The 26,953-nt window shown below is 73.8% G+C and carries 22 protein-coding genes; 6 read left to right on the top strand and 16 right to left on the bottom strand.

Features of this window, described 5'->3' with window-relative positions:
* Positions 1 to 13: 13 nt before the first annotated feature.
* From EDF20_RS10825 to EDF20_RS10840, 4 genes are all read right to left on the bottom strand, one after another.
* Positions 14 to 1,357, bottom strand: coding sequence for a M1 family metallopeptidase (locus EDF20_RS10825; protein WP_243833449.1), 1,344 nt, complete (start codon positions 1,355 to 1,357; stop codon positions 14 to 16).
* Between the two features lie 50 nt (positions 1,358 to 1,407).
* A complete protein-coding gene (locus EDF20_RS10830) occupies positions 1,408 to 5,421 on the bottom strand; it encodes a Pls/PosA family non-ribosomal peptide synthetase (RefSeq protein WP_133738626.1) in 4,014 nt (1,337 codons plus the stop codon).
* Between the two features lie 106 nt (positions 5,422 to 5,527).
* Entirely contained in the window at positions 5,528 to 6,235 is a 708-nt protein-coding gene (locus EDF20_RS10835) for a hypothetical protein (RefSeq protein WP_133738627.1), read from the bottom strand.
* Positions 6,236 to 6,239: 4 nt separating this feature from the next.
* Positions 6,240 to 6,551, bottom strand: coding sequence for a hypothetical protein (locus tag EDF20_RS10840; protein ID WP_133738628.1), 312 nt, complete (start codon positions 6,549 to 6,551; stop codon positions 6,240 to 6,242).
* 387 nt (positions 6,552 to 6,938) lie between these two features.
* Between EDF20_RS10840 and EDF20_RS10845 the strand changes: the two genes are divergently transcribed.
* On the top strand, positions 6,939 to 7,424 hold the full coding sequence (locus EDF20_RS10845) for a gluconokinase (RefSeq protein ID WP_233569201.1): 486 nt from the start codon (positions 6,939 to 6,941) through the stop codon (positions 7,422 to 7,424).
* Between the two features lie 110 nt (positions 7,425 to 7,534).
* On the opposite strand, the gene EDF20_RS10850 is transcribed toward EDF20_RS10845, so the two are convergent.
* Both EDF20_RS10850 and EDF20_RS10855 read right to left on the bottom strand, forming a co-directional pair.
* A complete protein-coding gene (locus EDF20_RS10850) occupies positions 7,535 to 8,095 on the bottom strand; it encodes a GNAT family N-acetyltransferase (protein WP_208292617.1) in 561 nt (186 codons plus the stop codon).
* A gap of 76 nt (positions 8,096 to 8,171) precedes the next feature.
* Positions 8,172 to 8,669: a DUF4188 domain-containing protein gene (locus EDF20_RS10855; RefSeq protein ID WP_133738630.1), complete on the bottom strand. Its 498-nt coding sequence runs from the start codon at positions 8,667 to 8,669 to the stop codon at positions 8,172 to 8,174.
* Positions 8,670 to 8,782: 113 nt separating this feature from the next.
* On the opposite strand from EDF20_RS10855, the gene EDF20_RS10860 reads away from it, so the two are divergent.
* On the top strand, positions 8,783 to 9,427 hold the full coding sequence (locus EDF20_RS10860; RefSeq protein ID WP_123548637.1) for a MerR family transcriptional regulator: 645 nt from the start codon (positions 8,783 to 8,785) through the stop codon (positions 9,425 to 9,427).
* Between the two features lie 21 nt (positions 9,428 to 9,448).
* Here EDF20_RS10860 and EDF20_RS10865 read toward each other — a convergent pair whose 3' ends face one another.
* The 3 genes from EDF20_RS10865 to EDF20_RS10875 all read right to left on the bottom strand — a co-directional run bounded on the left by EDF20_RS10865 (position 9,449) and on the right by EDF20_RS10875 (position 14,596).
* Complete coding sequence (locus EDF20_RS10865; RefSeq protein WP_133738631.1) at positions 9,449 to 10,843, bottom strand: MFS transporter; 1,395 nt, start codon at positions 10,841 to 10,843, stop codon at positions 9,449 to 9,451.
* 113 nt (positions 10,844 to 10,956) lie between these two features.
* Positions 10,957 to 13,548, bottom strand: coding sequence for an ATP-dependent DNA ligase (locus tag EDF20_RS10870; RefSeq protein WP_133738632.1), 2,592 nt, complete (start codon positions 13,546 to 13,548; stop codon positions 10,957 to 10,959).
* Between the two features lie 160 nt (positions 13,549 to 13,708).
* Entirely contained in the window at positions 13,709 to 14,596 is an 888-nt protein-coding gene (locus tag EDF20_RS10875) for an SDR family oxidoreductase (protein ID WP_133738633.1), read from the bottom strand.
* A 93-nt stretch (positions 14,597 to 14,689) separates the two neighbouring features.
* On the opposite strand from EDF20_RS10875, the gene EDF20_RS10880 reads away from it, so the two are divergent.
* Complete coding sequence (locus EDF20_RS10880; protein ID WP_133738634.1) at positions 14,690 to 15,700, top strand: Ku protein; 1,011 nt, start codon at positions 14,690 to 14,692, stop codon at positions 15,698 to 15,700.
* A gap of 30 nt (positions 15,701 to 15,730) precedes the next feature.
* Here EDF20_RS10880 and EDF20_RS10885 read toward each other — a convergent pair whose 3' ends face one another.
* The 3 genes from EDF20_RS10885 to EDF20_RS10895 form a co-directional block, all read right to left on the bottom strand.
* On the bottom strand, positions 15,731 to 16,006 hold the full coding sequence (locus EDF20_RS10885) for a Rho termination factor N-terminal domain-containing protein (protein WP_133738635.1): 276 nt from the start codon (positions 16,004 to 16,006) through the stop codon (positions 15,731 to 15,733).
* A 76-nt stretch (positions 16,007 to 16,082) separates the two neighbouring features.
* A complete protein-coding gene (locus EDF20_RS10890; RefSeq protein ID WP_133738636.1) occupies positions 16,083 to 18,488 on the bottom strand; it encodes a phosphoketolase family protein in 2,406 nt (801 codons plus the stop codon).
* Positions 18,485 to 20,449, bottom strand: a complete 1,965-nt coding sequence (locus EDF20_RS10895) for a glycoside hydrolase family 15 protein (protein WP_133738637.1) — start codon at positions 20,447 to 20,449, stop codon at positions 18,485 to 18,487. Before EDF20_RS10895 ends, EDF20_RS10890 begins: the two co-directional genes overlap by 4 nt.
* A 123-nt stretch (positions 20,450 to 20,572) precedes the next feature.
* Between EDF20_RS10895 and EDF20_RS10900 the strand changes: the two genes are divergently transcribed.
* Positions 20,573 to 21,448 carry an SMP-30/gluconolactonase/LRE family protein gene (locus tag EDF20_RS10900; protein WP_133738638.1) on the top strand — a complete coding sequence of 292 codons (876 nt, stop codon included), beginning with the start codon at positions 20,573 to 20,575 and terminating at the stop codon, positions 21,446 to 21,448.
* A gap of 96 nt (positions 21,449 to 21,544) precedes the next feature.
* Here the strand turns inward: EDF20_RS10900 and EDF20_RS10905 are convergent, their stop codons facing one another.
* Together EDF20_RS10905 and EDF20_RS10910 are read right to left on the bottom strand one after the other, a co-directional pair.
* A complete protein-coding gene (locus EDF20_RS10905) occupies positions 21,545 to 22,762 on the bottom strand; it encodes an FAD-dependent oxidoreductase (protein WP_133738639.1) in 1,218 nt (405 codons plus the stop codon).
* Between the two features lie 133 nt (positions 22,763 to 22,895).
* Complete coding sequence (locus EDF20_RS10910; RefSeq protein ID WP_123548646.1) at positions 22,896 to 23,402, bottom strand: DNA starvation/stationary phase protection protein; 507 nt, start codon at positions 23,400 to 23,402, stop codon at positions 22,896 to 22,898.
* Between the two features lie 294 nt (positions 23,403 to 23,696).
* Between EDF20_RS10910 and EDF20_RS10915 the strand changes: the two genes are divergently transcribed.
* Together EDF20_RS10915 and EDF20_RS10920 are read left to right on the top strand one after the other, a co-directional pair.
* Entirely contained in the window at positions 23,697 to 24,071 is a 375-nt protein-coding gene (locus tag EDF20_RS10915; protein ID WP_123548647.1) for a hypothetical protein, read from the top strand.
* A 24-nt stretch (positions 24,072 to 24,095) separates the two neighbouring features.
* Complete coding sequence (locus tag EDF20_RS10920) at positions 24,096 to 24,854, top strand: alpha/beta hydrolase (protein WP_123548648.1); 759 nt, start codon at positions 24,096 to 24,098, stop codon at positions 24,852 to 24,854.
* Here the strand turns inward: EDF20_RS10920 and EDF20_RS10925 are convergent.
* Entirely contained in the window at positions 24,829 to 25,797 is a 969-nt protein-coding gene (locus EDF20_RS10925; RefSeq protein ID WP_133738640.1) for an alpha/beta hydrolase, read from the bottom strand. The genes EDF20_RS10920 and EDF20_RS10925 overlap by 26 nt on opposite strands.
* Positions 25,794 to 26,927 (bottom strand): FUSC family protein, encoded by a 1,134-nt coding sequence (locus EDF20_RS10930; RefSeq protein WP_133738641.1) that lies wholly within the window; start codon positions 26,925 to 26,927, stop codon positions 25,794 to 25,796. Before EDF20_RS10930 ends, EDF20_RS10925 begins: the two co-directional genes overlap by 4 nt.
* Positions 26,928 to 26,953: the final 26 nt, after the last annotated feature.

Raw genomic sequence — 26,953 nt, forward strand, 5'->3', positions numbered from 1 at the left:
CCTGTCGCGGCGGTCAGTCGCGGGGCAGGCGCGGCAGCGGGCGCTCGGAGAGCCAGGCCGCGAAGAGCGCCTCGAGCTCGCCGGCGTCGTGGCCGCTGACGCGCACGCAGTGCCGCACGAAGTCGTCGGTCGACACGGCGCCGTGCCGGTTCTCGTCGGCCCAGCCGCGGAGCACGGCGGAGAACGCGTCGTCGCCGATCGTCAGCCGCAGGGCCTGCAGCGTCAGGGCGCCGCGCTTGTACACGCGGTCGTCGAACATCGCGTCCGGTCCGGGGTCGCCGACCGTGATGTCGTGCGGCGGCAGGGCGAGCCGCAGGTGCGTGCGGCGGGCGTGGGTCGCGACCGAGGCGCCGCCGGACCACTCCGACCAGAGCCACTCGGCATAGCAGGCGAACCCCTCGTTGAGCCAGATGTGCCGCCAGGAGGCGACGCCGACGCTGTTGCCGAACCACTGGTGGGCGAGCTCGTGCGCGATCAGCCGATCGCTGCCGGAGCGCCCGTCGGCGTGGTTGGCCCCGAAGACGGCGACGCCCTGCGCCTCCAGCGGGATCTCGAGGTCGTCCGCCGTCACCACCACCGTGTAGCCGCCGAAGGGGTACGGGCCGAAGGCGGCCGTGAAGCAGCGCACCATCTCGGGCACGGCGCCGAAGTCGTGGTCGATCCGCGCGCGCAGGTCGGGCGGGCCGACGAGGGCGCCGCGGAGGGGCGCGTCGTCGGTGCCGAGGGCGAGCTCGCGCGACTCGTAGCGGCCGATCTGCACGGTGGCGAGGTAGCTCGAGGTCGGCTCGGGCTGCTCGAAGGTCCAGGTGACCTTGCCGGGACTCGAGCGACGGGACACGAGGTCGCCGTTGCAGACCACGTGGTAGCCGTGCTCCACGTCGATCCGGGTGCGGTAGGTGGCCTTGTCGCCCGGGCGGTCGTTGCACGGGAACCAGGTCGCGGCGCCGTCCGGCTGCGCCGCGACGATGACCCCGTCCGTGAGCTCCTCCCAGCCGACCTCGCCCCACGGGCCGCGCCGTGGGGCCGGCCGGCCCGAGTAGTCGACGACGGTGGTGAACCGGGCGCCCGCCTCCGCGTCCTGGGGCAGCGTCACCGTCAGCTTCGTCGTGCTCTGGCTGAAGCGGGCCTTGTGTCCGTCGACGCGCACGCGCGAGACGCGGAGGCCGACGAGGTCGAAGACCGCACGACGCAGCGGCGCCGTGGCGACGGCCGAGACGGTCGCCCGGCCGTCGAGCCGGTTGGTGGCGACCCGGTACGAGAGCTCGAGGTCGTAGGAGGCGACGGTGAAGTCGTCAGCGCCGCTGCCCGGCGTGTACTGGTCGGGCAGAGCGTCACGGGGCACAGCGTCGTCGGGCACAGTGCCATCGAACACGCTCTCGTCGGTCGCGGTGCCGTCGGACGGTCCGCTCACGAGGTGGCCGCGTGGTAGTCGGAGTGGCGGACCTCGCGCCACGGCCCGATCGGGTTGCCGCTCCACCGGCTGCCGACGGGCACGCCCTCGCCGCGCATCACGAGGGAGGCAGGGCCGACGGTGGCGTGGCTGCCGACCACGGCCGCCGGCAGCACGACGCTGTGGGGGCCGAGGGCGGCGCCGGCGTCGAGGGTCACGGCGTCCATGGACATGATCCGGTCGTGGAACAGGTGCGTCTGCACCACGCAGCCCCGGCCGACGGTCGATCCGTCGCCCAGGGTGACCAGGTCGGCCTCGGGCAGCCAGTAGCTGTCCGTCCAGACGCCGCGGCCGATGCGGGCCCCGAGGCTGCGGAGCCACCACACGAGCGCGGGCGTCCCCGTGGCGGCCCGGGCGAACCACGGCGCGGCCAGCATCTCGGTGAAGACGTCGGCCACCTCGCTGCGCCAGACGAACGACGACCAGAGCGGCTGCTCACCGGCCCGCACACGGCCGATCAGGGCCCACTTGGAGGCGGTGGTCACGACGGCGGCGACGAGCCCGGCCGCGATCAGGACGACTCCGCTCGCGAGCCCCGCCAGCAGCGGGCCCCACGCGGCGGCGAGGCCGGCGAGGGCGAAGAGCACCCCGGTGCCGAGCAGCACGGTGACGACGACGGGGACGACGCGGCCGAGCTCCCACGCGGCGCGCGCGACCCGCAGCCGCGTCGGGGGGCGGAACGTGAGCGACTCGTCGGCAGCAGCCACGGTGCGCCGCAGCCGGACGGGCGGCGACCCGAGCCAGGACGAGCCGGGACGCGACTTCGGGGGAGCCGCCGAGAGCACGGCGACGAGGCCGTCGTCGGGCACCCGGTGGCCGGGCCCTGCCATGCCCGAGTTCCCCAGGAACGCGCGGCGCCCGATCTCGGCCCGGGCCACGCGCAGGTGCCCGCCGCCGAGCTCGTACGAGGCGACGAGCGTGTCGTCGGCGAGGAACGCGCCGTCGCGGACGGTCGTCATGACGGGCAGCAGCAGCACCGTCGACGCCTCGACGTCCCGGCCCACGCGGGCCCCCAGGAGGCGCAGCCACACCGGGGTCGCGAGGCTCGAGTAGATCGGGAACAGATACGTCCGCGCGAGGTCGAGCAGCCGCTCCGTGCTCCAGACCTGCCAGCCGACGCGGCTGCGGACCGGCCACGTCCCCTCGGCCACGCCGAGGCCGAGCAGACGGACCAGCACGACGACCGCGACGGCGGCGACGACGCCGGCGACGAGCGTGCCGGGCACGATCCAGGCGGCTGCCCGCCACCAGGCCTCGCCGAGCGTCGCCGAGCCGCGCACGCCGGCCGCGACCACGACGGCGCCGGCCACGAGCGAGACCCCGGGCAGCAGCGACAGCAGCACCGACGAGGCGCCGTAGGCCCACAGCCACCGGGTCGCGCGAGGAGGACGCTCCGCGGGCCACCAGGCCTTGGCGCGCCCGCTGCGGGCGGCCGGCGAGCCCGACCAGGCCTGCCCGGCCGGCACGCGCCCGAAGACCGCCGAGCCGGGCGCGACCGTGGCGTGCTTGCCGATGCGGGTGCCGGGCAGCAGCGTGCTGCGCATGCCCACGGTGCTGCCCGCGCCGATCCGGACGGCTCCGAGGCGGAGCACGTCGCCGTCGAGCCACCAGCCCGAGAGGTCGACCTCGGGCTCGATCGAGGCGCCCCGGCCGACCCGCAGCATGCCCGTGACCGGCGGCAGGGCGTGCAGGTCGACGTCGGGGGCGATCCGTGCGCCGAGCGCCCTCGCGTAGTAGCTCACCCAGGGGGCACCGGCGAGGCCGACCGCGGCGACCTGCTCCTGCACCTGCTCGGCGGCCCAGAGCCGGAGGTGAACGCTGCCGCCGCGCGGGTGGTCGCCGGCCTGGACGCCCCGCAGCAGGAGGCGCGCGGCGACGACCGAGATCAGCATGCGTCCTGGCGGCGTCACGAACAGGACGAGGCCGGCGGCCAGGAGCCAGGGGGAGGTGCGGGGCAGGAACTCGAAGCCGTCGACCGTCCGCAGAACCGCCGACGCGGTGAGCGCCCAGACGAGCCAGCGGAGCCCGCCGAGCGTCTGCAGGGGGAGCGCGAGCAGGGTCTGCAGCCACTGCGCGCGCAGCGGCGTGGGGGCTGAGCGGCGGTAGTCGTCCCGGCCGGTTCCGGTTCCGGTGCCGCCGCCTTTCTCACCTCGCTCCTCGGCGCGGGCGGCGAGGTCGGCCGCCATCGAGCCGAGCCGCGGGTGCGAGTAGACGTCGGCCACGGTGTACTCGGGGTCGCGCGAGCGGATGCGGGCCACGAGCTGCGCCGCGGCCAGCGAGCCGCCGCCGAGGTCGAAGAAGTCGGCGGCCGCGTCGACGACGGGCAGCCCGAGCACGGCCTGCCAGTCGGCGGAGAGGACGGCCTCGTCGGCGCGCAGCCCCGTCTCGGCGGCGCCCTGCTCGGGCAGGGGCCAGGGCAGCGCCTCCCGGTCGATCTTGCCCGACGTCTTCGTCGGCAGGTCGCCGTCGACGACGGCGAGGAGCGGGACGAGCGCAGCGGGGAGCTCCGTGCGGAGGCGGGCCAGCGCCTCCGTGCGGTCGAGGGCGGCGCCCGCCACCAGGGCGAGGTAGCCGACGATGACCTGGTTGCCGGCGTCGGTCGTCCGCACCGCCGCCGCCGCGCCGGCGACGTCCGGCAGCGCCTGCAGGGCCGTCTCGATCTCGCCCAGCTCGATGCGGCGACCGCCGACCTTGACCTGGTCGTCGGCGCGGCCCTGGAACACGAGGCCCTCGCGCTCGAGGCGCACCAGGTCGCCGCTCCGGTAGGCGCGGGCCCAGCCGAGCCCCTCGTGCGGCGCGTACTTCTCGGCGTCCTTCGCGGGGTCGAGGTAGCGCGCGAGTCCCGCGCCGCCGATGATCAGCTCGCCGACCTCGCCCTCGGCGACCGGCCGGCCCGCCGCGTCCACGACGGCCGCGTCCCAGCCGTCGAGGGGCACGCCGATGCGGACGGGCTCGCCCGGCACGACCAGTGCTCCGGTGGCGACGACGGTGGACTCGGTCGGCCCGTAGGTGTTCCAGACCTCGCGGCCGTCGGCGCAGACCCGGCCGACGAGGTCGGACGGGAACGCCTCGCCGCCGAAGATCAGCAGCCGGACCGACTCGAGCGCCTCGGCCGGCCACAGCGCCGCGAGGGTCGGCACGGTCGAGACGACGGTGATGCCGTGCGTCACGAGCCACGGCCCGAGGTCGGCCCCCGACCGGACCAGGCTGCGCGGCGCGGGCACCAGGCAGGCGCCGCTGCGCCAGGCGAGCCACATCTCCTCGCAGGAGGCGTCGAAGGCGACCGAGAGACCGGCCAGCACCCGGTCGCCCGGCCCGAGCGGCTCCTCCTGCAGGAACAGCCGCGCCTCGGCGTCGACGAAGGCGGACGCTGCCCGGTGGCTGGCGGCGACGCCCTTGGGCGTGCCGGTCGAGCCCGAGGTGAAGATGACCCAGGCGTCGTCCGCGGGCCTGGGAGCGGCGGCGGCGACCGACGGGACGCCCTGCGTCGTCGTGCTGGCGTGCGGGACCCGACCGCTGAACAGGGCGGCGCCCTCGAGGTCGCCCTGCCCGGGCGTCCGGTAGACGCCGCCGGCGCCCACGACGCCCGCCACGTCGGCCTCGCCGAAGACCAGCGCGGCGCGCTCCTCGGGGTCGTCGGCGTCGACCGGCACGTACGCTGCACCGGCCGTGAGCACGGCCAGGATCGCGAGGTGGAGGCGCCGGTCGCCCGACGGCATCCGCACGCCGACCCGGTCGCCCCGGCCCACGCCTGCGTCGACGAGCACGCCGGCCGCCGTCGCGACCTGCGCCGAGAGCTCGCGGTAGCTCAGTGCCCCGCGCTCGTCCTCGAGGGCCGAGGCCTCGGGGTGCGCGAGCGTCGTCGCCCACAGCACGTCGACGAGGGTGCGCGGCTCGGCCGCGAGCGGCGACCGGAGGAAGGTCGCGGCGGGGAACGGGTCGGGCGTCGGCGTCGAGGGGGTGTCCGGCATCGGTCGGGCTCTCCGGGTGGGCTCGGGGCGAGGGCTGCCCGATCGATCGAGCGAGCTGCTCGGTCGTGGGGGCGGCGCGCGGCGGGCGGCGTGGTCGCTCGGGAACCTAGGCCGCCGCGGTGGCCGGGAGGTGAACGCGGACGCGCGCGCGGTCGAGCCCGGGGCCGGCCACGGCGGCCACGAGAGGGCTCGGCAGCGCCAGGTCGGCGACGGTGGGGGCCGGGCCGGGGAGCTCCGACTCCGGGGCAGCGTCGCCCTCGACCTGCTCGCTCCAGACGCCCGGCGCCGTCGGCCGCAGGGTCACCGCGTCGGGGTCGCGGGTCAGGCCCTCGCCCGTCGACTTGAGCAGCGCTTCCGTGCGCACCCAGCGGGCGAGGTCGCCTGACGGGCGGATGCCTGCTGACGCGGCCTCGAGGTCGACGCCCACGTCGAGCCCGCGGCGGAGCGCGATCAACGCGTGCCCCTCCGAGCGGCTCAGCGAGAAGCGCAGCGGGCGGCCGGACGCCAGCGCCGGGCGGCCGTGCGGGCCGCCGCAGCGCGGGCACGCCTCACGGACGAGCTCGACCGCCGACGGGTGCACCTCCAGCGACGCGCCCAGCAGGAGGCGGAGGGCGACGTGCGAGACCAGCCAGCGATGGCGGTCGGTCGCGTCGTGCAGCCGCGCGGCCCTGGCCCGCTCGTCGGCGTCGAGCCACGACGCCGGGGCGCCCTCCGGCCGTGCCAGCCCGAGCGAGGCGACGACGCCGTCGGCCGTGTCGTCCAGCGGCACCAGCCAGGTCGACACCGGTGCCGGAGGGAACAGGGCGGTGGTCACGAGCTCAGCGCAGCGGCTGCGGGGCCACAGCCGGGCGTGACCAGCGGACGTCGACCGGCCGGCCGACCACCCGCGACTCGATCTCGCTGCGGAACGACTCGACGAAGTGCGCGGCGGAGCGCTCGTCCGAGACGACGACGTCGAGGCGCAGCGAGCGCAGCTCGTCGGTGACGAGCACGGGGCCGTCGCAGAAGCGCAGCAGGTACTGGTGGGACTTCACGGGGATGCTCTCCCAGTGCCGCCGCAGGCTCGTCTCGAGCTGGCGGACGGAGTCGATGCCGTCGGCCTGCCGCACCTCGGCGCTGATCGCGATCATGCGGGCATCGTGCACCCCGCGAGCGACGAGCACGTGAACGCGAGGTGACGGTCTCCTGCGCAGCCGGCCGGTGCCTCTCCCGGCGGCCGGGGGCACCCGCCGCCCCATTCGTATTACCATTGGGCCGAGAGCGGCGCCGACGCCTCTGCGTCGCCGGTCGGCTCGCAGCCCCATCCGACGACGAGATCGCACGGTCGCGACCTCGAGAGGACACGACATGACCACCCCGAGCCCCGCGCCCGTCCCCTCCGCCTCCGCCTCGGCCTCGGCCTCGGGCGAGGCTCGCTGATGGCCACCCTCGAGAACGCGGGCGCCGCCTCCTCGGCGCCGCTCGTGCCGGGGTCGGCCCGCCACCCGGCGCACGACTCGGACCCGGTGCTCGTCGTGATGGGGGTGTCGGGGTCGGGCAAGTCGACCGTCGCCGCCCTCGTCGCCGAGCGCCTCGGCTGGGACCTCGCCGAGGGCGACGACCTGCACCCCGACGAGAACGTCGCCAAGATGGCCGCTGGTCAGCCGCTCGACGACGACGACCGGGCGCCCTGGCTCGACACGGTCTCGTCGTGGATCGTCGAGCACGCGATGCAGGGCGTGCCCGGCGTCATCACCTGCTCGGCGCTGAAGCGGAAGTACCGCGACGTGCTGCGCGAGCACAACGTCGTCTTCGTCTACCTGCAGGGCAGCGGTGACCTGATCGGCGGCCGGATGTCCGAGCGCTCGGGGCACTTCATGCCGACGACGCTGCTCGACTCGCAGGTCGCGACGCTCGAGCCGCCGCAGGCCGACGAGCGACACGTCGTCGTCGACGCCACGCGCACCCCGGAGGAGGAGGCGGATGACGTGCTCCGCCTGCTCGGCCTGACGCCCGTCGCCTGACGACGGCCGCCTCACGCGCGCCCTGAGCCGTCGGAGAAGGTCCTGCCCGTGTTCGGGGAGGACCTCTCCCGTCGGTTCGCGCTCCTGCTGATCGGGCATGCGCCTGCCGATCAGGCGCCGGAGGCGCGGGTGGCGCGGTACAGGACGTGGGGCCGGAGGCGGTGGCCGGGCGGCAGGGCCGGGTGCTCGAAGTCGTCGGCCGGGTCGCGCGTCAGGCCGAGCCGCTCCATCAAGGCACGGGAGCGGAGGTTGGTCGCGGCCGTGAAGCTCACGACCTCGGGCAGGTCGAGCCCGTCGGGGTCGAGGGCGGTGCGGAGCACCTCGCGCGCGGCCTCGGTGGCGAGGCCCTGTCCCCAGGCGTCACGGCGCAGGCGCCAGCCGATCTCGACCTGGTCGGCGAGCGGCCGGCCGCCGACGACCACGTCGACCGACGGTCGCGACAGGCCGACGAAGCCGAGCAGCTGGTGGTCGGCGCGTCGCTCGACTGCCCAGAGGCCGAAGCCGTCCGCGTCGAAGCCCTGCTCGATCCGGTCGATCATCGCGTCGGACTCGGCCCGGGTGCGCGTCGAGGGGAAGAACTCCATCACGACGGGGTCCGCGTTCAGCGCCGCGAACGGCTCGCGGTCGGCGTCGCGCCAGCGGCGGAGGAGGAGACGGTCGGTGGTGGGCACGGGTCGACGGTAGCGGAGGCGACCGGCCGACCCGCGCCTCCTGCGGGCCGACCCGCGGTTCATGCTGCGGCTGCTGTCAGGCTGCGGGGCCGGGCGCGGTGCGTCCGGCGGCGGCGCGCGCGCGGGCCGTGTCGGCGCGCGGGCCGACGGGCACCGCCTCCGTCGCCAGGGCGAGGCCGGAGGCGGGCATCCCGACGTACATGCTCTCGGCGCGCTCGACGACGAACGTCTCGTGCCAGATGCCGACCGCGCCCGGCGCCTTGCGGGCACGGCGGTTGAAGGCGCTCCACGCGGGACGGTGGGCCTGGTCGGCCGAGCCGGCGTAGGCGTAGAGCTTCTCGAGCGAGTCCCAGTACTGCACCAGCACCGGCCCTCGCGAGCCGATCGTGGTGCGTAGGCCGCGGAGCCCCGACTCCTTGTCCCTGAACAGCTCGACGATCATCGGGGTCATCGCGGCGAACACGGGCAGCCACTGGTCGGGCCGCCAGACCTTGTTGACGCGCATGCCGATCAGGAAGACGACGAGCTCGCCGTCGTGCCGGTGGGTCGTCCTGCCGGGGATGACACGGGCCATGATCTCGCTCCTTCGACGCGTCTGCGCGGGTGGGTGCCTGGTGATTGGATAGTGTTGCTCTCCAGTGCGCTCCCATCTTGGAGAGTGCAGCTATCCAATGTCAAGGGGGACCCGTGCGCATCTCCGAGCTCGCCGACGTCAGCGGCGTCCCGATCGCGACCATCAAGTACTACCTGCGCGAGGGGCTGCTGCCCGAGGGCGAGCGCACCTCGGCGACGCAGGCCCGCTACGGCGACGAGCACGTGCGGCGGCTCAGGCTCGTGCGGGCGCTGGTCGGCCCCGGCGGGCTGAGCGTGGCGCGGGCACGCGGAGTGCTCGAGTTCCTCGACCTGGAACACGACTCGGTGGGGGAGGTGCTCGGCGTCGCCCAGCACGCGGTCACGCCCGACGCTCCCGAGGGAGTCGACCACGCCCGGGCCCGCGGCCTCGTCGAGCGCTGGGGCTGGACCGTCGACCCCGGTGACGGCCCGGTGCTCGCCGCGCTCGAGGTCGCCGTCGACGGGCTCGAGGCCGCCGGCTTCGACCTGCCGCCCGAGCGCCTCGACGGCTACGCGCGGGCCATGCACGACGTCGCGGACGCCGAGATCGCGGGTGTCCCGCTCGAGAGCGTCGACGCGGCCGTGCAGTACGTGGTGCTGGGCACGGTGCTGGTCGAGCCGTTGCTGCTGGCGCTCCGGCGGCTGGCGCAGCAGGACTCGTCGTGGCGGCGCTTCGGCGACCTCGTCGGCGGGCTGCCGGTGCCGCCGCCTCCGGTCTAGGGCTCGACAGGGGCGGCGACCCTAGGAGGCGCGGCGCGTGCCCCGCAGGCCGACGAACGAGACGAGCGCGCTGCCGACGAGCAGCACCGCGACCACGACGACGACGCGGTGGAACCCTTCGACCGTGAGGGCGCCTCCGGCGATCACCCCCAGGAACGCCACGGCGACCAACCCGGCCACCCGCGAGATCGCGTTGTTGACCGCCGACGCGATGCCCGACCTGGCCGGCGAGATGCCCGACAGCACGGCCGAGGTGAGCGGCGCGACCGTGACGGAGAGCCCGAGCCCGAAGAGGACGACCCCGGGAACGACCTGCCACCAGACGTCGATCGGGTCACGGACGAGCAGCATCCAGAGGAACCCGCTCGCCGTGATCAGCGGCCCGACCGTCATGAAGAGGCGGGGCCCGTGCGTCGCGGCGAGCGTGCCGAACATCGTCGAGAAGAGCAGCGACACGATCGTCGTCGGCAGGGTGACGAGGCCGGCGAGCGTGGCCGAGAGGCCGGCGAGCTCCTGCACGACGAGGGGGATGGTCAGCGTGCCGAGGTTGATGGCGGCGTAGAGGCCGACGGTGGCGAGGTTGCCGACGGCGAACTCGCGGGTGCGGAACAGATCCAGCGGCATCATCGGCTGCGGCGCCCGCCGCTCCCACCAGACGAAGGCGACGAGCGCGACGACGCCGACGACGAGCGGCACGACGACGAACCAGGCGCCGAACCCGACGCGCTGGCCCTCGATGAGCGCGAAGACCGGGCCCGCGAGGCCGACCGCGGCGAGCACGGCGCCGCCGACGTCGACGCGGGCAGGCTGGTCGGGCCCGCCCCGGTGCGCGTCGCCGGGCAGGCGCGTCATCAGCGCGAGCGTCAGCACCACCGGCACGACCACCACGGCGAACACCCAGCGCCAGCCGAGGGTGTCGACGAGGGCGCCGCCGGCGAGCGGGCCGATCAGGAACGCGACGCCCGTCCAGGCGGTCCACGAGCCGATCGCGCGGCCCTGGGCCGGCCCGCTGAAGGTCGACGTGATGAGTGCGAGGCTCGACGGGACGAGCAGGGCCGCCGCGACGCCCTGCAGCGCGCGGGCGGCGATGAGCAGGCCGGGGTCGGGCGCGAGCGCGGCGAGGACGCTCGTCAGCGCGAACGCGACGAGGCCGGCTCGCAGCACCCGCACCCGGCCGAACGTGTCGCTGAGCGAGCCCGCGACGAGCATCAACGAGCCGAGGGCGAGCAGGTACGCGTCGACGACCCACTGCTGCAGGGTCAGGTCCGCCCCGCCCGCCGGGCCCGCGCCTCCGTCGCCGAGGTCTCGTGCGATCGCCGGCAGCGCGACGGTCACGATCGACCCGTCGAGGAACGCCACGAAGGAGGCGAGGACCGCGACCACGAGGACGATGCGCTGGCCGCGGGCGTCTGTCATCCCCCGAGTCTCCTCCCTGCCGGTGTCGGCCGCGGTCCCGCTCTCACACCCTGCAGTGGACGATGCACCCCGCAACGACGGGGTGCATCGTCCACTCCGGGGTGCCAGACGGGTCAGCTCTCGCGGACGACGTCGTCGGGCGACTTGTCGGGGCGCCAGCCGCGCCACGACGGCTGGCGGAGGCGGCCGGTCGAGGTCCACTCGGCGAACGACACCTCGCCGACCCGTGACGGCGTGATCCAGTGCGCGTCGCGGGCGTCGGCGGCGGGCACGTCGACGAGCGGGCTGGTCTTCCGCTCGACTCCGCGGAACTCCGTCAGCAGCGCGTCGAGGTCGCGATCGCGGAAGCCCGTGCCCACCCGTCCGACGTACACGAGCCCCTCGTCGCCGGGCACGCCCATCAGCAGCGAGCCGACGCCGGAGGCGCGACGCCCGTTCCCGGGACGCCAGCCCGCGATCACCACCTCCTGCGTCGCGTGGTGCTTCATCTTGATCCAGGCGCGAGAGCGTCGGCCGGCGCTGTAGGTCGCGTCGCGGCGCTTGGCGACCACCCCCTCGAGCCGGAGGCGCTGCGAGGTCCGCATCGCCTCCTCCAGGTCGCCGTCGAAGACGGCGGGCACGTCGACCGGGCCCTCGGAGGTCACGATCCGCTCGAGCACCTCGCGTCGTTCGTCGTAGGTCGACCGCAGCAGCGACCTGCCCTCGGCGTGCAGCACGTCGAAGAGCAGGTACCGGATCGGCGCTCCCTTCGCGGCCTGCTCGACCTCACGGGGCTTCGTCAGGCCCATCCGCGTCTGCAGCAGCCCGAAGTCGGGGCGACCGACCTCGTCGACGGCCACGACCTCGCCGTCGAGCACCGCGCCTCCGTCGCTCTCGACCTGGTCTGCCAGCACCTGCAGCTCGGGGTAGGCAGGGGTCAGGTCGTGGCCGTTGCGGCTGGTCAGCGTCACGCGGTCGCCCTGGACGACGGCGATCGCGCGGATGCCGTCCCACTTCATCTCGATCGCCCAGTCGTCGTCGACGTCGGCGGCGGTGCCCGCGACGGCGAGCATCGGGGAGACGGGATCGAGCGCATCGCCGGGATCGTCGCCTGACCGGTCCGACGAGGAGGCGCGGGTCGAGCGGGCAGATCCGGACCCGGTCCCCGAGCCGATCACCGTCCGCCCCTTCCTGCTGGACTTCTTCCCGGCCTCCTTCTTCGCCGTCATCGTGCCGTGACCGCCCGAGGAGCCCCCGTCGGCGCCTCCCGCGTCGTCGTCCTTCATCCGGTGGATCAACCAGTTCTGGTCGGCCTTGCCGCCGCCGTGGCCGGTGTGGATCAGGGCGACCCGGCGGGTGCCGCGCTGCTCCCCGTGCAGCACGGCGATCACCTCCTTGCTGTCCCGCCATTTCTCGACGTCGTAGGTGCCTGAGTCCCAGATGGTGACCTCGCCGGCGCCGTACTCGCCCTTCGCGATGGTGCCCTCGAAGGTGCCGTACTCGAGCGGGTGGTCCTCGGTCATCACGGCGAGGTGGTTCGTGCCGGGGTCGTCGGGCTCGCCCTTGGGCAGGGCCCAGCTGACGAGGACGCCGTCGTGCTCGAGGCGGAAGTCCCAGTGCAGGCGGCTGGCGTGGTGCTCCTGGATGACGAAGCTGCGGCCGTCGCTGGTCGGCGGGGCGGCGGCGGGAACCGGCTCGGCGGTCTTCGACGCGTCGCGCATGGAGCGGTACTTCGCGAGGCGGTCGCGCCGCTCGCGCGTCTCGCCGTCGCCGTCGGCCGTCTGGTCGTGCTCGGGAGACTCGGTGTTGCGCATGTCGTCGCCGAGCTCACCCGGCGGCACGGGCGTGCCGCTCGAGACATCGGCCAGCGGGTCTCCTCGGCGCTTCAGCCTGGCCAGGACCTCGGTGTACTCGAGCTGCTCGAGGCTCTTGGACGCCAGCTCGCGCCAGGTGCGCGGCATCGCGACGGTCGGCCGCTCGCGGCCGCGCAGCGAGTACGGCGCCACCGTCGTCTTGTTGCCGTTGTTCTGCGACCAGTCGAGCAGCACCTTGCCCCGGCGGTCGGCCTTGCCCATCGTGCTCAGCACGAGGTCGGGGTGGTCGGCCTCGACGGCCCGGGCGAGCTCGTGGGCGACGTCGCTGACCTGGGCACTCGTCTGCTTCCCGTCGAGCCGCGCGTAGAGGTGCACGCCCTTGCTGCCGCTCGTCACCGGCACGAGCTCGAGGCCCATGCCGTCGAGCAGGGGCCGCAGCAGCTGGGCGACCTCGACGCACTCGGCCAGGCCCACGCCCTCGCCCGGGTCGAGGTCGAGCACGAGCCGGTCGGGGTTCCGCTGCGCACCGCGCGGGCCGAAGCGCCACTGCGGCACGTGCACCTCGAGCGCCGCGACCTGGGCCAGCCAGGTCAGCGTCGCGAGGTCGCTGACCATCGGGTAGACGTTGGCGTGGTCCTTGTGCTCGATCTCGTGACGCGCGACCCACTCTGGTGCCGAGTCGGGCAGGTTCTTCTCGAAGAAGACCTCGCCGTCGACGCCGTTCACCCAGCGCTTCCGCGTCGCGGGACGGCCCTCGACGTGCGGCAGCATCCACTCCGCCACGGCGGCGTAGTAGCCGAGGACGTCCGCCTTCGTCGTGCCGCTCGCGGGGTAGAGCACCTTGTCGAGGTTGGTGAGCTGCAGCGTGTGCCCGCCGACCTGCACGCGCTCGCCGCGTCCCTTGCTGGCCATCCGGCGCCTCCTCGTGTCGTCTGCCTGCTCGCCTGACTCGATGATGCTCGTTCGTCGTACGGGGCGTCCCGGACGCCCGCGCCTGCGGACCGCGACGGCCCGCCTCCCCGCCGAGGCGGGGGAGCGGGCCGCGAGCGGAGCCGAGGAGGTGCGGTGCCGGTCAGACCGCCGGCATCGCTCCCGCGATCGTGATGGTCGCGCCCGAGGTGTAGCTCGACTCCGGGCTCACGAGGTGCACGTAGGCGGCGGCGAGCTCGGCCGGCTGGCCGGGGCGGCCGTACGGCGCCTGGCCGCCGAACTCCGACACGGTCTCGGCGTCGTCCGAGCCGGGCTGCAACGGCGTCCAGACCGGGCCGGGCGAGACCTGGTTGACGCGGATGCCCTTGGGGGCGAGCTGCTGGGCGAGACCCGCCGTGAAGACGCCGATGGCGCCCTTCGTCAAGGCGTAGTCGATCTTGTCGGGGCTCGGCTGCGTGCCCTGCACCGAGCCGGTCGTGACGATCGACGAGCCGGGCTCGAGGTGCGGGATGACCGCCTGCGACAGCCAGAACAGCGAGTAGACGTTGGTCTTGATGGTCGAGTCGATGTCCTCGGTGCTGAGCGTGAGGATGTCGTCGTTGCTCTTCATCCGGCCGGCGACCATGACGAGCGTGTCGAGCCCGCCGAGCTCCTCGACGGCCTTCGCGACGAGGTCCTTGCAGTACTGCTCGTCCGAGATGTCGCCGGGCACCAGGACGACGCGGCGCCCCTCGCCCTCGAGCAGGTCCCGCACCTCCTCGGCGTCTGCCTGCTCACTCGGCAAGTAGCTGAGAACGAGGTCGGCGCCCTCGCGGCTGAGCGCGATCGCGGCGGCGCGTCCGATGCCGGAGTCGCCGCCGGTGACGATGCCGCGGAAGCCGACGAGGCGCTCCTTGCCGACGTAGCTGGTCTCGCCGTGGTCGGGCTTCGGGTCCATCTTCCAGGCCTCGCCCGGCAGCGACTGCTCCTGCTTCGGGAACGGCGGCGCGGGGTACAGGTCGACCGGGCTCTTCTTGTCGTATTGGCTCATGCGGTCCACGGTGCCCGAGAGACGGGGGGACGTGCCCGGCACTTGTACCCGCTCGTCGGTCATTCGGAGCGCATGCGGAGGAACATGACCGTCATGCGATCGATCTGGAAGGGCGCGATCACGTTCGGGCTCGTCAACGTGCCCGTGAAGCTCTACAGCGCCACCGAGGACCACGACGTCTCGCTGCACCAGGTGCACGACGCCGACGGCGGTCGGATCCGGTACCAGCGCAAGTGCGAGATCTGCGGCCGCGTCGTCGACTACGAGCACATCGACAAGGCGTTCGACGACGGTGACCGCACGGTGGTGCTCACGGCGGACGACCTGAAGTCCCTGCCCGAGGAGCGCTCGCGCGAGATCGACGTGCTCGAGTTCGTGCCGAGCGACCAGCTCGACCCGCTGATGTTCGACCGCAGCTACTTCCTCGAGCCCGACTCCGCCTCGCCCAAGGCCTACGTGCTGCTGCGGCGCACCCTCGAGGAGACCGACCGCACGGCCATCGTGCACTTCTCGCTGCGGCAGAAGACCCGGCTCGCCGCGCTGCGCGTGCGGGGCGACGTGCTCGTGCTGCAGACGTTGCTCTGGGACGACGAGGTTCGCGAGGCACGGTTCCCCGTGCTCGACGAGAAGGTGCGGATCAGCGGAAAGGAGCTCGACATGTCGGGCTCGCTGGTCGAGTCGCTCGGGGACGACTTCGACCCGTCGCAGTTCGGCGACGACTACCAGGAGGAGCTCCGGAAGCTCATCGACGCCAAGCTCGAGGAAGGCGAGTCGCTCGACACCGACGCGACCTTCGGCCGCTCGGGGGACGACGACGAGGACGGCGACGGATCCGGCGACGGCGAGGTGATCGACCTGATGGAGGCGCTCCGCCAGTCGGTGGAGCGCAGTCGGTCGGGCGCGAAGAAGGCCCCGGCCAAGAAGCCCGCCGCGAAGAAGGCGCCTGCAGCCGAGAAGGCGCCTGCCGAGAAGAAGCCCGCTGCCGAGAAGAAGCCCGCCGCGAAGAAGTCAGCTCCGAAGAAGCCTGCGGCGAAGAAGTCTGCGGCCGGGAAGAAGGCCGCCGCGGCGAAGGACAAGCCCGCTGCGGAGAAGAAGGCGAGCTGACGACGCCCGCCTCGGCGAGGGGCCGCGACCTCAGCGGTCGCGCAGCATCTCGATCAGGTCGTCCTTCTTCGCGTCGCTGTAGCCGCTGAGCCCGAGTTCCTTCGCGCGGCCGCGCAGGTCGTCGACGGTCCAGTCGTCGTACGACCCCGAGCGGCCGCCCTTCGCCGCCACCTTCTCCTCGCTGTTTCCCTTCTGGGCAGCAGCGTTGGAGATGCGCGCCGACTTCTCCTTCGAGTTGCCCTCGTCGCGCAGGGCTTCGTACATCTCGGGGTTCTTCAGCTGCGGGGGTGTGTCGTCCTTAGGCATGCCCGAGACCGTACTCCGCGACGGAGGCGCACGACCGGTCGGCAGGACCGGCGCGCGCCCCCGTGCAGGAGACGACCTAGCGGCCGAACTCCCACTCGACGACCTCGGGCAGGTCCTCGCCGTGCTCGTAGGCGTACTCGCGGGCTTCGGCGCGCTTCGCCTCGAACTCGGCGACCAGGTCGGGGTGCGCCTCGGCGAGACCCGGCACGCGGTGCAGCACGTCGAGCACGAGCCGGTACCGGTCGATGTCGTTGAGCATCGCCATGTCGAAGGGGGTGGTGGTGGTGCCCTTCTCCTGGAAGCCGCGCACGTGCAGGCCGTCGTGGTTCGTGCGGCGGTAGGTGAGTTGGTGCACGAGCGACGGGTAGCCGTGGAAGTCGAAGACCACCGGCGTCGACGTCGTGAACAACGCGTCGAAGTCGTCGCTGGTGAGTCCGTGCGAGTGCTCGTCGGCGTCCTGCAGGCGCATCAGGTCGACGACGTTGACGACGCGGGTCCGCAGGTCGGGGAGGCGCTGACGGAGGATGTCCGCGGCGGCCACCGTCTCGAGGGTCGGCACGTCGCCCGCGCAGGCCAGCACGACATCCGGGTCGACGCCCGCGACGGGCGTGCCCTCGGTGCCCGCCCACTCCCAGATGCCCGCGCCGGCGGCGACGTGCGCCTCCGCCTCGGGCAGCGACAGCCAGGCCGGCGCCTCCTGCTTGCCGGCCACGATCACGTTGACCGTGTCCGTCGTGCGGAGCGCGTGGTCGGCGACCGCGAGCAGCGTGTTCGCGTCGGGCGCGAGGTAGATCCGCACGAGGTGCGCCTGCTTGTTGACGACGACGTCGAGGAACCCCGGGTCCTGGTGCGAGAACCCGTTGTGGTCCTGCCGCCAGACGTGCGACGACAGCAGGTACGTGAACGACGAGATCGGCTCGCGCCAGGCGATGTCGGTCGAGCTCTCGAGCCACTTCGCGTGCTGGTTGAACATCGAGTCGACGATGTGGACGAACGCCTCGTACGTGTTGAGGAGGCCGTGGCGGCCGGTGAGCAGGTAGCCCTCCATGAGGCCCTGGAGCAGGTGCTCGCTCAGCACCTCCGTCACCCGGCCGCCGTGCGCGACGTGCTCGTCCTCCTCCTCGATGCGGGCCGCCCACACGCGGTCGGTCACGTCGAAGACCGGGTCGAGGCGGTTGGAGACCGTCTCGTCGGGCCCGAAGAGCCGGAACGACGCGGGGTTGTCGCGGACGACGTCCGTCAGCCAGCGACCGAGCACCCGGGTGGCCTCGGCCGTCGTGCGTCGGTCGTCGCTCGTCTCGACGGCGTGCGAGCGGTAGTCGGTCAGGGAGAGCGGACGCCGCACCAGCCCGCCGTTCGAGGCGGGGATCGCGCTCATGCGCTTCTCGCCGCGGGGCCGGAGCTCGTCGAGGAACGCGGCGGGCGCGCCGGTCTCGTCGAACAGTTCGTCGGCGCCGTACGAGCGCATCCAGGCGTCGAGCTGCTCGCGGTGCTCGTCGTTCTCGCGGACACCGCTCAGCGGCACCTGGTGCGCACGCCAGGTGCCCTCGACCTTCCTGCCGTCGACCACCTTCGGGCCCGTCCAGCCCTTGGGGGTGCGCAGGACGATCATCGGCCAGCGCGGCCGCTCCGTGCTCTCGCCCGAGCGCGCCTCCTGCTGGATCTGGTCGATGCGGCCGAAGGCCTCGTCGAGCGCCGCGGCCATCTGCGCGTGCACCACCATCGGGTCCTCGCCGTCGAACCCGCCCGACACGACGATCGGCTGGTACCCGTAGCCGCGGAACAGCTCGAGCAGCTCGCCCTCGGGGATGCGGGCGAGGATGGTCGGGTTCGCGATCTTGTAGCCGTTGAGGTTGAGGATCGGCAGCACGGCGCCGTCGTGCACGGCGTCGAGCAGCTTGTTGGCGTGCCAGCTCGTCGCGAGCGGACCGGTCTCGGCCTCGCCGTCGCCGATCACGCAGACGGCCACGAGGTCGGGGTCGTCGAGCACCGCTCCGTAGGCGTGGCTCAGCGAGTAGCCGAGCTCACCGCCCTCGTTGATCGAGCCCGGCGTCTCGGGGGCCGCGTGCGAGGGGATGCCGCCCGGGAACGAGAACTGGCGGAACAGCTCATGCATGCCGTCCCGGTCGAGGGGCACCTGCGGGAACAGCTCGGAGTAGGTGTGCTCGAGCCAGGTGTTCGCCACCATCGCAGGGCCCCCGTGGCCGGGGCCGCAGACGTAGAGCAGGTCGCGGTCGTCGCGGCGGATCACCCGGTTGAGGTGCGCGTAGACGAGGCTCAGCGCGGGCGACGTGCCCCAGTGGCCGAGCAGGCGCGGCTTGATGTCGTCCCGCGCGATCGGACGATCGAGCATCGGGTTGTCGCGCAGGTAGATCTGCCCGACGGTCAGGTAGTTGGCCGCGCGCCACCAGGCGTCGACGAGCCGGAGGTCGTCCGGCGTCGCGGGCACGGCGGGTGCGGCGGGCGAGGTGGTGTCGGTCATCGGTTCTCCTGTCGGTCGTCGTCGGTCTCCGTCCGGCGGTCCGTGCCAGCGTCCTCGCGTCGGTCCCCGGGCTGCATGCCGAGCTCCGTGCGCATCTCGTCGATGGTGATGGCCGCGTTGACCAGGGCGAGGTGGCTGAGGCCCTGGGGCATGTTCCCGAGGAACTGCCCGTCGTCGGCGCTGATCATCTCGGTGAAGAGCCCGACGTCGTTCGACTGGACCACGAGCTCGTCCATCAGCTCCACTGCCTCGTCGACCCGGCCGACGCAGGCCAGGGCGCCCGCGAGCCAGAAGGCGCAGGCGACGAAGGTGCCCTCCTCCGCGTCGACGCCGCTGTAGCGGAACACCAGCGGTCCCGCGCCCAGCTCGTCGCGGATCGCGTCGATGGTCCGCGACATCCGGTCGCCGCGGTCGAAGCCGCTGGGCGCGTGCAGCAGGACAGACGCGTCCAGGGCGTCGCTGTCGGGGTGCATGAGGTACGCGCCGCGCTCCTCCGACCAGCCGTGCTCGTCGATCCACTCGACGATCAGGTCGCGGTTCTCCTCCCAGTGGGCCTTGTCGTCGGCGGTGGGGTGCATCTGGCCGAGCTCGGTCAGCTCGAGGGCCGAGGTGATCGCCTGCCAGCAGCCCATCTTGCTGCTGACGTAGTGCTGCTCGTCCGGCAGCTCCCACATGCCGCTGTCCTTCTCCTGCCAGCGCCGGCACGCGTCGTCGGCGAACCCGGCCAGCAGATCCTGGGTGGACTCGTCGAGCAGGTTGCCGCCGTGGGCGTACTGGCTGGCGACGGCGAGGATGTCGGCGAAGACGCCGAGCTGCAGCTGGTCGCCGGCGGGGTTGCCCTTGTAGACGGGGCCGATGCTCCGCCAGCCCTCCGAACCGGTCTCGTGCGTGCCGTCGGAGACGGTCCCGTCGAGGCGCAGGAAGATGTGCATCTCGCGCCCGTTCTCCTTGAGGGCCTTGAGCATCCACGAGACGGCGGCGTGCGGCTCCTCACGCAGCCCGAAGCGCAGCAGCGCGTCGACGGTGTACGCGAGGTCGCGCACCCAGGCGAAGCGGTAGTCCCAGTTCTTGTCGCCCGTGAAGTTCTCGGGCAGGGCGGTGGTCGCCGCCGCCGCGATGGCACCGGTGGGGCTGTAGATCAGCAGCTTGAGGGCGAGTGCGCTGCGGTGCACGGCGTCCGCCCACGGGCCTTCCCAGCTGAACTCGGTCGACCAGCCCTCCCAGTTCTCGATGGTGCGGTCGATGCCCTCGTCGACCACGTGCGGGTCGGGCAGGTGCAACGGCTCGTCCTCGACGCCGCAGAGGCACAGCAGCGAGCGCGACCCGGGCGACGTGGTGAACGCCCCGCGGAACTCGAGGGGACCGTCGGGGTGGCCGTCGCCGGGCTCGGTGGGGTCGGTGCGGCCGTGCTCGAAGCCGACGAGCGCGAGGTTGATGTCCGCGGCGCGGAGCAGGGGGCCGTGCACGGTGTCGACGCGCACGATGGGGTGCGTCCCGAACGCGTTGCCGGGCACGACCGCCCAGCGCATCTCGACGGAGCCCTCGAGGCCGTCGACGCGGCGCGCGAGCTCGCCCCAGGGCAGGCGGCCGGCCACGCCCGTGACGAGGGCGTCGGTGACCTCGACGGTGCCCGCGGAGGTGCGGAACCGGGTCCGCAGGACGTTCGTGCCGGGCACGTACGCGCGCTGCACCTCGAAGTCGTCGTCGACCGGGCGCAGCTCGACGCGGCCCCCGTCGGCCGAGTCGACGATGCCGGAGAAGACCGGGTCGCTCGGCAGCGACGGGAACGGCAGCCAGTCGATCTGGCCGTCTCGGGCGATCAGCGCGACGGTGCGGCCGTCGCCGATCGCCCCGTACGAGCGGAGGGCGACGTAGCCGTCCTCCCTGGGGTCGGGGGCCGACCAGGCGTCGTCGTGGAAGTCGTCGGTGTCGTCGGGGGCGCTCTGGAGGGTGTCGGTCACGCTGTCTAGGGTGCTCTCCCGCGCCTCCTCGTGCCCGCCGCTGCCAGGGGTCTGTGCGGAACGGGACCTCTCCGTACCCCTGGGGAGGAGGCGGCGGCCAGGCCGGACGCGTAGACGGGACGGATGACCGAGCGCACCCCACCCCGCCCCCGCCTGTTCCTCGACGCGAGGGCGACGCTCGGCGAGAGCCCCGTCTGGGACGTCGACGCACAGGAACTCGTCTGGACGGACATCACCCCAGGGCTGCTGCACCGCACCTCGGCGGACGGCCTGCGCGACCGGTCCCTGCCGGTCGACCCGCCCCTCCCGAGCTTCCAGCGCCGTCGCGGGGGCGGGCTCGTCGCCGCCCTCGAGGACCAGATCGTGCTCACGGACGACGACGGCGGCTCGCTGCAGGTGCTCGCGGCCGTCGAGCTCGCCAAGGAGGGCATGCGCCTGAACGAGGGCAAGTGCGACCCGTTCGGCGCGTTCGTCGTCGGGGCCCTCGACCCGGACGGGGCGCCGGTCGCCGGCCTCTGGCGCGTCGGGCCCGACGGCGACGTCACGATGCTGCGCGACGACTTCACGACGACCAACGGCTTCGAGTGGAACGACGACGGCTCCGAGATCTACCTCACCGACACCGACCGGGAGACGATCTACCGCGCCTCGTGGGACGCCGAGGGGACGCTCGGCGAGCTCGTCCCGTTCTCGTCGGGCGGGTCGCACGACGGACTCGCCCGCGACGAGCTCGGCGAGTTCTGGGGCGCCGTCCACGGCGAGAGCGTCGTCGTCCACCTCGACCGCGACGGCGAGGTCGTCGAGCGCATCGAGTTCCCCGTGCCCCTCCTGACCGGCATCGGGTTCGGCGGTGCCGACCTGCGCACGCTCTTCGTCCTGTCGGCGCGTGAGGGGCTCGACGACGACCAGCTCGCTGAGCACCCGCTCAGCGGAGGCGTGTTCGCGCTCGGCCTCGACCGCGCCGGCCGGGCGCCGTTCCTGTTCGGTCCGCAGGCCTGAGCTCGCAGGCCAGACCCGACGGTCCACACACGACGAAGGGCCCCGGGGAGGCGCGGTGCGCGTCCCCGGGGCCCTTCCGCCCGGTCTCGTCCCGGCTCAGATCCGTCCGACGAGCCCCTCGCTCGACACGTCCGTGCCCTCGGCCAGGACGGCGCGGGCGGCGTCACGGGCGTCGTCGACGTTCCAGAGCAGGACGCCGACCACGGCGCCGTCCGACAGGTAGTACGCCACGGCCGACCCGTCGCCCTTGTCGTCGACCACGGTCTCGAGCGACGCGTCGAGCGTCCCGACCGCCTCGTACGAGATGTCGAAGACCCTCGAGTAGTAGTACGGCGTGTGCCCGTACGTCTCGTCGGCCCCGGCCATGACGCGCCCGACGAAGGCGCCCTGCTCCTTGGCGTTGTCGACGTGCTCGACACGGCGGCGGCCCAGGATGCGGTCCGGGTAGGAGGCGACGTCGCCGGCGGCGAAGACGTGCGGGTCCGAGGTGCGCAGCGAGGCGTCGACGACGATGCCGTCCTCGACCTCGAGGCCAGCCGCCTCGGCCAGCTCAGTCGACGGCGTGATGCCGAGGCCGACGGCCACGGCGTCGGCCTCGAGCGACGTCCCGTCGTCGAGCACGACCTGCACCCCGGCGTCCGAGGCCGAGCCGCCCTCGACGCGACGTCCCTTCACGAGCGTGACGCCCGCCTCCTCGAAGGCCGCCTCGAAGCGCGTGGCGATCTCGGCCGGGAACACCGAGCCGCCGAGCACGTCGTCGGGCGTGACCAGGGTCACGCGGGTGTCGTTCTGCACGAGCGCCGCGGCGAGCTCGGTGCCGATGTAGCTGCCGCCGACGACGACGGCGCGGCGTCCCTCGCCCGAGAGCTCGCGCAGCCGTCGGTAGTCGCCCGCGGTGCGGAAGTGCACGACGCGGTCGTCCTCGGGCAGGTCGAGCCGGGTCGGCGTGCCGCCGGTCGCCAGCAGGAGGCGCCCCCACGACACGGTCCGCCCGTCGTCGGTCGTGACGGTGCGGGCCTCGCGGTCGACGGCGGTGACCGAGGTGCGCAGGCGGATCTCGGCCCCCGACGCCTCGCGGGTGCCCAGGTCGTTGTCCGACGCGGTGTACTCGGGGTCGATCCAGAGCTTCTTCGAGAGCGCGGGGCGCGTGTACGGCTCGTCGACGTCGTCGCTGACGATCAGGACGGTCGCGTCGGGGTCGGCCTCGTGGACGGCCTTGGCCGCGGCGTCGGCGGTCATGCCCCCGCCCACGACGACGTGGTCGAAGGAGTCAGGTGTGGTGTCCGTGCTGGTGCGGTCGCTCGTGTCCGTCATGTGGTGCCTCCAGGTCGTGGGAAGGGCACCGCACCGGAGGTCGCGTAGGGGATCTCCGGGGCGGTGCCCAGTCGGTGGTGCCCGCGGGGGGCGGGCGGCGGGGGGCGGGCGGCGGGGGGCGGGCGGCGGGTCGCTAGTTGGCGACGGCGCCGACGCGGTCCTGGCCCTCGGCCATGGCGTCCTCGTCACGTCCGCGCGTGTCCGCCGACGCGGCGTCCTTCTCCGGGTGGCGGTTCTCGGCACCGGTCATCCAGGCGAGCTGCTCGAGGCGCTCGAGGATGCTGTGCAGCACGTCGGCCGTAGTCGGGTCCTCGTCGTCGACGTCGTCGTGCACCGTGCGCATGGTGTCGACGACGGCGTACATGCGGTCGACGATCAGGTCGACGACCGAGGTGGTCTCGACCGGGCCGGCGGGGAACTGCACGAGGCTGGTCTCGTTCGCGACCGTGTTCGAACGGCCGTCGGGCACGAGGTAGACGGCGCGCATGCGCTCGGCGACCTCGTCGCTGAACTCGCGGGCCGCGTCGACGATCTCGTCGAGCTGCAGGTGCAGGTCGCGGAAGTTGCTGCCGAGCAGGTTCCAGTGCGCCTGCTTGCCCTGGATGTGGAGCTCGATGAGGTCGACGAGGACCTTCTGCATGGACTCGCGCAGGGCGGGGGATCCTTGGAACACGGGGACTCCTTCAGTCGTGGGGGCGTGCGGCCGTCGAGCCGCTGCGTCGCACCGGTGAGGGTGCGTCGTGGACGGTAGTCCCGTCCCGCCCGGCGGCGGTCCAGCTTCCGGGGGACACCCAGGTGAGCAGGCGCGGATCGGCCCTCGCGCGCTGCAGCCCTCGACCTCGTCTCGAAACCGGTGGCGTGGTATCTTCTCGACGGCGACCGATCGGTCGCGTTTCGACGGGCACCGGCGCCCGTCCAGCTCTGAGGGGGGCACATGAGCGAGGGATCGCAGGGCTTCGAGTCCGTCGAGGTGACGCGGCTGCGCCGCGAGATCGAGAGCGCCTGGGGCGCGTTCGACGACATCGACCAGATGGCGTGGGACCACCGCGTCCTCGTCGTCCGCTACGTGATCGGAGCGCTGCCCGACGCGGCCAGCGCCGCAGCCCGTGCCGGCCATGCCGGCCTGGCCCTCCGCCTCCTCGACGACGCGGCCCAGTTCCCGCCGCCGTGGGCGTCGATCTGCACCGGCTGGGTGCGTGCGCTCGCCGCCTCGCGCGCTGCCGTCGAGTTCCGGGACGCCCCGGTCTGGGTCGACGACGAGCCCGCCGGGACCGCTGCCGGCTCGGCTCCGGCGCACAGCGTCGCCTGAGCACCTCGGCCTAGCGTCGGGGCCATGACCTCTGCACCGTCCCGGGGCCGCGGCCGCCGTCGCGTCGGCCTGGTCCGCTTCGCCGCGACCGTGGTGACCGACTACGCCTTCGTCTGGCGCGTGCACCTCGTGCCGCGGTCCGGCCGCGTCGTCCCCGCACGGTGGCGGCACGGCGACCGCGCCCCCGTGCTGCTGCTGCCGGGCGTCTACGAGACCTGGCGGCACCTCCGGGTCATCGGCGAGCGCCTGTCCGGCCTCGGGCACCCGGTCGTCGTCGTGCCCGGCATGCGCCACAACCGGCAGCCGATCCCGGCGACCGCGGAGGCGGCGCAGCGCGTCCTCGACGCGCACGACCTGCGCGGGGTCGTCGTCGTCGCCCACAGCAAGGGCGGCCTCGTCGGCAAGTCGATGATGGTCGGCACCGACGTCGACCGGCGCATCGAGCGGATGGTCGCGATCAACAGCCCGTTCTCGGGCACGCGCTGGTCGCGGGTGCTGCCGAACCCCGCGCTGCGGGCGTTCTCGCCCAGCGACGCCGCGCTGCTGCAGCTCGCCGAGCAGCTCGAGGCGAACGAGCGCATCGTCTCGATGGCCTCGGGCTTCGACGCGCACGTGACCGAGGGCAGCGAGCTGCCGGGAGCCGAGAACGTGACGTTCCCCGTCGACGGGCACTTTCGGCCGCTCGGGAACCCCGCGTGCGTCGACATGATCGTGGCCGCGGTCGAGGGGGAGGACCCCCACGCTGCCGTCGACGCCCTCAGCGCCGAGGGCTCAGCGCCCTGACCGTCTCCCGCGGTCGCTCGACGTGCGCGAAGTGCCCGCAGCCGACCAGCACCGTCGTCCGCGCCTCCGGCAGCAGGTCCCGCAGCCGCACGAGGTCGTCCGGCCGCGCGAACGCGTCCTCCGCCCCGGCGACGACCGCGACCGGGCAGGTGATCCGCGCCCACGTGCCGGTGTCGTAGCCCACGCCCGACTCGACGGCCGCGACGAAGGCCCGCGGCCGGATCTCGGCGACGAACGCCTCGAGCACCGACCGGGGCACCCGACGCACGTGCCGGAAGACGGGAGCGGACAGCGTGCGCAGCAGGCCGACCCTGGCGGCACCGGCGAGCAGGGGGCCGGAGGCGCGGGGCAGCACCCGGAACACCACCCGCAGCAGCACGAGGGCCGGCACCGTCCGCAGCCCGCGCCACGGCCGCGACGCGGCCTCGAGAGCGGAGAACGTCGTAGGGGAGACGAGCCCCAGCGACCGCACGCGACCGGGCGTCTGGGCGGCGACGTGCAGCGCGACCAGGGCGCCGAGCGAGTGGCCGACGAGGTCGAAGCGGTCGAGCCCGCAGGAGTCGGCCACGGCGTGGACGACCCGGGACGCCGCGTGCACGTCGAGGGCGACGGCGGGGGCCGGGCTGGCACCCCAGCCCGGCAGGTCGATCAGCACGAGCGGGCCGGCGAGAGCCGCCGGGGCGTCCGCGCCGGCCTCGCGCACGGCACGGCGGAGCGGCAGCCACGTCGTCCACGAGCCGGCCGCCCCGTGCAGCATCACCGTCGCGGAGGCGCGGGCCGCGTCGCCGGCAGCGCCCACGTCGTCGAGGACGGCCGACCGGTGCAGCACGACCCGGCCGTCGGCGGTGTCGACGACGCCCTCGGCCAGGTCGCGCGCCTCCTCGGGGTCGAGCCCGAAGGGCGCGTAGGGGTCGCCGGGGGCCGCCCGCCGGTCGCCGGTCACTCGTCGATGATCTCTTCGCGCACCCGGCGGATGTCCTCGAGCAGCGAACCGATCAGCACCCAGTGCTCCGGGTCGGGCCGGAGCACCCGCACCGGCGCCGTCAGGGCGGGGGCCTCGGGCCAGGCGTCGTGGCTCGTGTCGGCGTCGCCGACGTCGAACGGCGGGCGCTCGCCGCCGAGCGGGGGCTGTCCGTGCAGCCGACGCTCGTCCGGTGACGGCCCCGAGGAGGCGGGTGCCGAGCCGGCCTCGGCCTTCCGTCCCCGGAGCCGCAGGTCGTGTGCCGCCCGGTGCAGCTCCTCCGCGATCTGGCCCACGGCCGGGTCGTCCACGAGCTCGACGTCGTAGTTGTCGTGCACGGAGCGGGTCATTCCGACGGCGCGGTGCACGAGCGCCGTCAGCCGGACCAGCAGCGCCGCGTCCGCCTCGAGCACGGTCCGCTGCCGGCTCGCGCGCGGGTTGAGCATGAGGCTCTCCTCGCCCGCGGCGACGGCGGCGGCGGCCTTCGCCTGGAGGTCTCGCAGGCCTCGCGCCTGCACGAGCACGGCGCCGAGACGGTCGCGGTCGCTCGGCGTCGAGAGCACGGCGCCGAGCTCGTCCAGCACCGCCGCGAGGTCGCGGGTGAGGCGGCCGACCGCCAGGTGGGCGGGCGCGAGCAGCACCGGGGGGACCACGAGGGCGTTGATCGCCAGGGCGACCACGGCGCCGATGACGGTCTCGAGCACCCGGTCGAGCGCGTAGTCGGGGGTCTGCGCCCCGATCGCGAGCACGAGCATCGCCGAGATGGGCACCTGGTTCGCGCTGCTCGGGGTGAGGCGGAGCGCCCACGAGACGAGCAGGCTGACGACGACGATGCCGAGGACGATCCAGGTGGAGGCGCCGAACAGCTGACCTGCTGCGAACGCGATCAGCACGCCCGCGACCACGCCGACGCTCCGCTCGAGCCCGCGCACGAGCGACTGGTTGACGCTCGGCAGGACGACGAGCAGCGCGGCGATCGCGGCGAAGATCGGCAGGGGCTGCTGCAGCAGCGCGACCGACGCGAACCAGGCGACGACGACCGCGGCGGACGTCTTGGCGACCTGGAGCAGAGGGGTGCGCCGCGTCTGACGGATGCGCGAGACGAGGTGCACGCTCCCGAGGATACCGTCGCGCCCGC

Source organism: Frigoribacterium sp. PhB116 (assembly GCF_004364285.1).
Taxonomy (GTDB): domain Bacteria; phylum Actinomycetota; class Actinomycetes; order Actinomycetales; family Microbacteriaceae; genus Frigoribacterium.